The sequence below is a fragment of the Pseudoalteromonas sp. MelDa3 genome, assembly GCF_002863625.1.
Classification (GTDB): domain Bacteria; phylum Pseudomonadota; class Gammaproteobacteria; order Enterobacterales; family Alteromonadaceae; genus Pseudoalteromonas; species Pseudoalteromonas arctica.
Genome location: NZ_PJBR01000261.1, coordinates 1 through 6,967, shown reverse-complemented (window position 1 = coordinate 6,967; position 6,967 = coordinate 1). Strand labels below are relative to the sequence as shown.

General features: G+C 37.6%; 5 protein-coding genes. 3 read left to right on the top strand and 2 right to left on the bottom strand.

What is annotated here, in order from left to right; all coding sequences use genetic code 11:
* Nucleotides 1–288: 288 nt before the first annotated feature.
* Nucleotides 289–1,095 carry a cytochrome C assembly family protein gene (locus tag CXF89_RS21015; protein ID WP_024589411.1) on the top strand — a complete coding sequence of 269 codons (807 nt, stop codon included), beginning with the start codon at nt 289–291 and terminating at the stop codon, nt 1,093–1,095.
* 61 nt (nt 1,096–1,156) lie between these two features.
* On the top strand, nt 1,157–2,425 hold the full coding sequence (locus tag CXF89_RS21010; RefSeq protein WP_007581396.1) for an HlyC/CorC family transporter: 1,269 nt from the start codon (nt 1,157–1,159) through the stop codon (nt 2,423–2,425).
* Between the two features lie 48 nt (nt 2,426–2,473).
* Here CXF89_RS21010 and CXF89_RS21005 read toward each other — a convergent pair whose 3' ends face one another.
* A complete protein-coding gene (locus tag CXF89_RS21005; RefSeq protein ID WP_010554629.1) occupies nt 2,474–3,085 on the bottom strand; it encodes a transglycosylase SLT domain-containing protein in 612 nt (203 codons plus the stop codon).
* Nucleotides 3,086–3,229: 144 nt separating this feature from the next.
* Entirely contained in the window at nt 3,230–4,807 is a 1,578-nt protein-coding gene (gene gshA, locus CXF89_RS21000; protein WP_024589412.1) for a glutamate--cysteine ligase, read from the bottom strand.
* 588 nt (nt 4,808–5,395) lie between these two features.
* Here gshA and CXF89_RS20995 point away from each other — a divergent pair.
* A complete protein-coding gene (locus tag CXF89_RS20995) occupies nt 5,396–6,943 on the top strand; it encodes a methyl-accepting chemotaxis protein (RefSeq protein WP_024608933.1) in 1,548 nt (515 codons plus the stop codon).
* Nucleotides 6,944–6,967: the final 24 nt, after the last annotated feature.

Below are 6,967 nucleotides of genomic sequence, written 5' to 3'. Positions count from 1 at the left end.
GTTTTACCTAATCGTTCTTGGAGGTTCTCAAACATGTAACGGTTCCGATAAGACGTTTATATCAATCCATTTAAATTTTACGATTAATTTGATTTTTCAATTAACCTAGATTGACTTATTAAGTTTCAATTAAAAGTAGTATACCGTATATGGCGTCTTACAATATAGTGTTCAAGTGTACCTTGATGAGTTTCTTTTTTTAAGGTCTATGCATTTGCTTTGCTATAAAATACAATGGCTATATAACAACAAGGATTATTTTGTCTCAAATTAAGTGGCCCAAGCACAATGCTGATTATTAGTTTAACTATTATTGCCAGTTTATTTTATGTGTTAGCAACGTCTCACGTGCTTTCACGGCTGTTTCATCAACAAGGCCCTAGCCAAAAAGTAACCGTTATTTTAAGCACGGTTGCTATAGTGGCGCACATGCTGCTATTAGTTAACTCTGTTTTTAGAGCCGACGGTCAAGATTTAAGTATCGTAAACGTCGCTCTTTTGACGTGCTGGGTGATTGTGGTCTCGGTGACGGCTGTCTCGCTAAAATTCCCTGCAACTTTATTGTTGCCCGTTGTTTATGGTTTTGGTGCCTTACTAACCATTGCCAGTTTATTTATTCCTCATCATATTTTATTGCAAAGTATTAATATTGAGGTGGGTTTAGTAACGCACATCTCTTTATCTTTGTTAGCCTACTGTATTTTAATTATCGCCACTTTATATGGTGTACAGTTTTACTTTATTGATAAACGTTTAAAACGTAAAGATTTAGCAATTGTGCATAGCCATCTTCCGCCTTTAATGGTTGTGGAGCGCCAGCTTTACCAACTTCTTAATTTAGGCACTATATTACTCACATTTGCATTACTTTCAGGGTTTGTATTTCTTGATGGAATGTTCGCTAAAGAGTTCATTCATAAAACAATATTATCGTTAGTTGCGTGGGCTATTTTTACCGTTGTAGCTATCGGGCATATGAAAAAGGGTTGGCGCGGTAAACCGGTGGTTATTACAATCATGGTCGCTGCATTTGTCCTCACACTCGCTTATTTTGGCAGCCGTTTCATACAAGAAGTGATACTAAATAAGTTTTAACTTGACTCTGCTTGCTCACTCTAGCTTAATACGCATTGATTTATAAGAAAAGGATCCATCGTTGGACGACATATCGACAAGTACCCTATTTATCATTTTAGGTTTTTTGGTGCTTTTTTCTGCTTATTTTTCTGGTTCAGAAACCGGAATTATGTCAATCAATCGTATACGCCTGCGACACCTCGCTAAAGAGGATCATCGTGCAGCTAAACGAGTCAGTAAATTACTTAGCCGTCCAGATAGGCTCATCGGTTTAATCTTAATCGGTAATAACCTTGTTAATATTGCAGCAGCCCAAGTTGCAACCATTATAGGTATTCGTCTTTATGGTGACCTCGGTATTGCAATAGCTACAGGTGTGTTAACTTTAGTCGTGCTTATATTTGCTGAAGTAACCCCTAAAACCCTTGCTGCTCTTTATCCTGAAAAAGTTGCCTTTCCAAGCTCTATTATTTTAAAAGGGCTACTTAAAATAATGTTTCCTTTTGTCGTGGTTATTAACTGGATGACAAACGGTATACTGCGGTTATTTGGTATTAGTGCTGCTCAAATCGACGAACACAGCATGAGTAAAGAAGAATTAAAAACAGTACTCAATGAGTCAGGCGCACTTATTCCTGCTCGTCATCAAAGTATGCTGACTTCAATTTTAGATTTAGAACAAGTAACCGTTGAAGATATTATGATCCCACGAAACGAAATTGTGGCCATTGATATAAATGACGATTGGAAACTAATTAGTCGCCAGCTTACCCATGCACAACATACTCGTGTGTTGTTGTATCGCGATAATATAGATGATGCAGTAGGTTTTATTCACTCACGTGATGCGCTTCGTTTACTTACAAAAGAGCAATTTGATAAACCATCTTTGCTACGAGCTGTACGTGAAATTTACTTTATCCCTGAAGGAACATCACTAAATACTCAGCTATTAAAGTTTCAGCAATCTAAAGAACGCATAGGCTTAGTGGTAGATGAGTATGGCGACATCCAAGGCCTAGTGACCCTAGAAGATATTTTAGAAGAAGTTGTTGGCGATTTTACAACTACGCAAACTCGTACGCCGAGCGAAGAAGTAGAAACACAAACTGATGGCTCATGTATTGTGGATGGCGGCGCTAACGTACGCGATTTAAATAAAGAAATGGGTTGGGATTTCCCGCTCGATGGACCTAAAACTTTGAGTGGTTTAATTGTTGAATACTTGGAGAATATTCCTGATGCAAATATTAGTTTGCGTATCGCGGGATATCCTATTGAAGTACTCGAAGTAAAAGAAAATATGATAAAACAAGTGAAGATACTGCCGAATAAGCGTTCTCGCTAAATAAAAAAGGAGCCAATTGGCTCCTTTTTTATATCCATTAATAACTATCTAGCCAAATATAAGACGTTCAAACCAACCTTTATCAAGCTCTTCTTCGCAGTGTTTTAATTGAGCGCCATAGCGGCTCGCTCTGTGCTTAACTTTGTTCGCAACACCCATTAGCCACTTTTTCTTTTTGTACGTGCCACGCTTATAACCACCCCAGCCTTCATGATAATTAAGGTATTGTGCGTAAGCATCCCATTTAGATATTTTATTTACTTTATGGGTTTTATAAACAAACCACGCCATAAAGTCGATTGCATCGTCAAAGTCGTCTCTATCAGCACCGTTGTTGCCTGTTTCACGAATATAATCAGACCATGTTGGTGTTTTAGCTTGCGAGTAACCATAGGCATCACTTGCGCGACCGGTAGGAATTATCCATAAGAAGTACTCCATAGGCGGAGCGGCATCATGCTTAAATGAGCTTTCTTGGTACATCATACTCATGAGTACATGCTTGGGAGAACCCCATTTTTCTTGTGCATCTTTTGCGTCGAAATACCAATCTGGCTTTTCTTCAAAAATTTTACATAAATCGTTAGGTTGCTTTGGAGGCGCTGTAGCACAACCGGCTAAAGTAATGGCGAGAGATAGGATAATTGCATTTTTTTTCATTTTTCTAAGATCTCACAGAACTTTTTTAAAAAGTGTGGGTCTGACTCAATGAATGCAGCAGTACAGCATTAATTCATCCCTGAATATATTTACGCAGCCAACTTAGGCTGCGTTTTTTTGCTTAAATTTTGCTAAATACCAAGGTTATTTACCGTCAAAATACGCATCTAAAAACGCGGTAAATGACTGGGTATCTGCTTGCTCAATTGCAGCTTGTGCTTCGTTAGACTCTACAACTTGTTGTTCCAGCCAAGGCTTTAAAAACTCGCTGTAGTCAGTGTCTGCGTGGCTTTGCTTATATTTACTAGCCAATGCTAGTGCAAAGTGGCCGTTGTCTAAACCAGACTCTTTCAATTGTGACACGTAACGTCCAGAGTAAGTAAGCTCTGGATTATGTATCCACGTTGCCATGCGCTTTATAGTATCTGAGTAATAGTTAACACCATAAGCATTATCCATCCATTTAGCGACATCAGTAAGCTGGGTAAATATTTCATCGCCCCACGACTGAAGGCTACGCTGTGTGTTATTAAAGTTAAGCATTAGCCCTTCTTCTCGACCTTGGTTTACTACTGTGTCGAGATTTTCAGTACTACGTGCTTGTTCTTTCCAATCCATTGGAGCTGAATCTTTTAATAAACAATACGTTAAAAACACATCTAAAAAGTGAATTTGCTCAATATCAATACCAACTTCGCTAAACGGGTTAACGTCTAATGCGCGAATTTCTACGTATTCAATACCTGCTCGAAGCAATGCATCCGTTGGCGTTTCGCCACTTTTCGCATTACGCTTAGGACGAATTGGCGAGTAAAATTCGTTTTCAATCTGCAGAATATTTTTATTTAACTGCTTAGGGTTTTCACTCTTGTAGTCATCAAGATCACCATAAATTTCTGATGGTGTGTTGATTGCTTTTTTAAGGCCCGCTACATATTCATCTAACGAGTTATACATTACGCGTAGTGACGACTGAGCGCTATTTGTATAACCTAAATTACCTAAACGCAGTGCTGTACCAACTTCTAAGTAAAGCGTGCCTTTACCTAGTTTTTTAAATGGTAAGTCGGTTTTTCGACCTTGCAAAAATGAGTTACACAATGCTGGCGATGCGCCAAACATGTAACTTATTAGCCATAGTTCGCGTTTAAAGTTACGAATAAGGGATAAGTAACCTTCTGAAATAAAATCTTGAAGGCTTGCATTACTTTGTTGTAACGAATGAAGTGACTGCCAAAGCGTATCTGGGAATGAAATATTAAAGTGAACACCCGCAATTGCTTGCATCATACTACCGTAGCGATTTTTTAATCCTTCACGGTATAGTGTTTTCATTTGACCAGTATTTGAACTACCAAATTGAGCTAGCACTATATCGTCTTGGTGCTCAATAAAACACGGCATACTAATGGGCCAAAGTAGTTCATCGCCCATTTTTTCTAGAGTGAACTTTTGAAGGTCTTTTAATTGCTTAAGCGTTTGCGTTGACGATTCACTAACTGGAGTAATAAATTCAAGTAAAGACTCAGAAAAATCAGTTGTAATATGGCCGTTAGTTAACGCACTGCCCACACCTTTTGGGTGACCTTGAGGTGATATAACACCATTATCTTGTATTCTTAGCGACTCTCGCTCTATGCCACGTTTAATGCCTTTAACTGCATGTTGGTGCTCATTTACTGATAACGCTTCAAGTGCGTTAGCTAAATCATGTGTTGTCAAAAAATCTTTCCTCGGGCCACGTGGCTTAATCATAAGGTTATGGGGGCTAATTACTTAGACTCAAGATTAATACCAATTTTATTGAAAATATGATCATTCTATCGCATTAAATAGCGCACTCACTGCGTTAAAAATTATTCATATAGAACAACTACATGTCATAATTTTTGCCTTGTTATTGTGCTATTTTCTTAGCGCTATAATAGATCACTTATTTAATGCAACTGGTATAAATTGCTAAGAACAATATAATTTCTCTAAGTTAATAATTATTTACCCACTCTATACATGCGCTTAATATGACCAACATCATTATATTAAGTCGTAATATTGCCATTGCTCTGGGCATTATACAAATGCTTTAAATGCGTATTTAAGTATAAATTAAATACGCAAAATATAAGCCCAAAATAATAGACCGGAACTTATTTAAAATGAGTTCAATTTAGCTACTCGATATTTAAATTTGATCTAGATCAATAAAAACAATTATTTGTCTTATGAGCATAAAAGGAAAGACGCTATTTTTTGCTTTGTAGTGTGTAACCAATATAATGACAGCAACAATAAAGGATGATAATAAACATAATGCACAATGATAAAAGCTTAAAAAATGAAGAAGTATACTTTGATGAGTCACAAGAGCTTGTTTCTACTACCGACCTCAAGGGTGTAATAACATACGTCAATCAAGAGTTTTGCTCTGTAGCAGGTTATAGCGCACAAGAGCTTATCGGTCAGCATCATAATATTGTTCGTCACCCTGATATGCCAAAAGCGGCCTTTAAAGAAATGTGGGCAACATTAAAACAAGAGCACTCGTGGCGCGGCATGGTTAAAAACCGCTGTAAAGATGGCCGTTATTATTGGGTAGATGCCTTTGTAACCCCTATTTTTGAGCATAGCCGACTTGTTGGTTATCAATCAGTAAGAACTAAAGCAAGCTCTCAACTTAAGCAACGTGCACACGCTCTTTACAACAAAATAAATGCCAATAAGTCATCATTTAAACTACGAGAACACACCACAATAAGACAAGGCATTACTTTTATATGCCTATTACTTTGGCTGATTTTTATTGCTGTTACGGGATCAATCTCTTTAGCTGTAATTAGCCTATTGATGTGCGCCTTAGTTATTGCGCTAAATTATGACGAACTGATTGTTACCCCTAAAATATTACGCGAACAAAAAGCAAAAGCCGATTCAATCTCTCGCTATATTTACAGCGGCCATACACCGCATAGCGTAAGTGATTATAGAGAGCAAATGCTAAGCGCAAAATTGCGCACGGTTCTTGGCCGTATGAAAGACTCCACATTAAGCTTTAATGGCATCGCAACTGATCTAGATAAACAATCTACGCTTACTGAAAAAGGTATTGCTTCGCAAGGTGAGCGTTTAGAACAAATTGCATCAGCGATGACTCAAATGAGCTCTACCATTGGTGAAATATCAGTAAATACCGCTCAAACAGCTGATAAAGTGAATAACACCCATCAAAGTTGCTCTGAAATAAAAGACCATATTGCAGATAATAGTAAAATGGTATCTGATTTAGCTTTTCAAGTAGAAAAGGCTGCAACCACAGCCACCAGCTTAGCCTCTGAAGCAGATAAGATTGGTAAAGTAATGAGTGAAATAGAGGGAATTGCCGATCAAACTAACTTACTTGCCCTTAATGCAGCGATTGAAGCAGCTAGAGCGGGAGAGCATGGTCGAGGCTTTGCTGTAGTAGCCGACGAGGTAAGGACCCTTTCGTCACGTACTCAAAATGCTACAACACAAATCCACAGTTCTATTAAAGAAATACAAGATACTTTATTTAGCTGGTCTAAAGTAATGCAAAGCACTAAAGCACAAGCCGATAATTGTGTGCTGACAACCGATAAAACTCAAGTTGAATTAGAGGGGATTTTTATCCAAATCAGTGAAATATCTCATTTAGCAATACAAATATCATCTGCTGCAGAAGAGCAACAAATGGTTAGTAATGATATTAGTAATAATGTTTCGCAAATTAAAGACTTTGGAGATAACAACTTAAGCTTAAGCTTTAATGTGGCAAAAGGAGCAGCTGAACTTGTTGAAGGTTCACGTAGGGTGAACGATTTATTACTAACTTTTAAAGTTTAACAAACATAAAAAAGCCGCTATTTT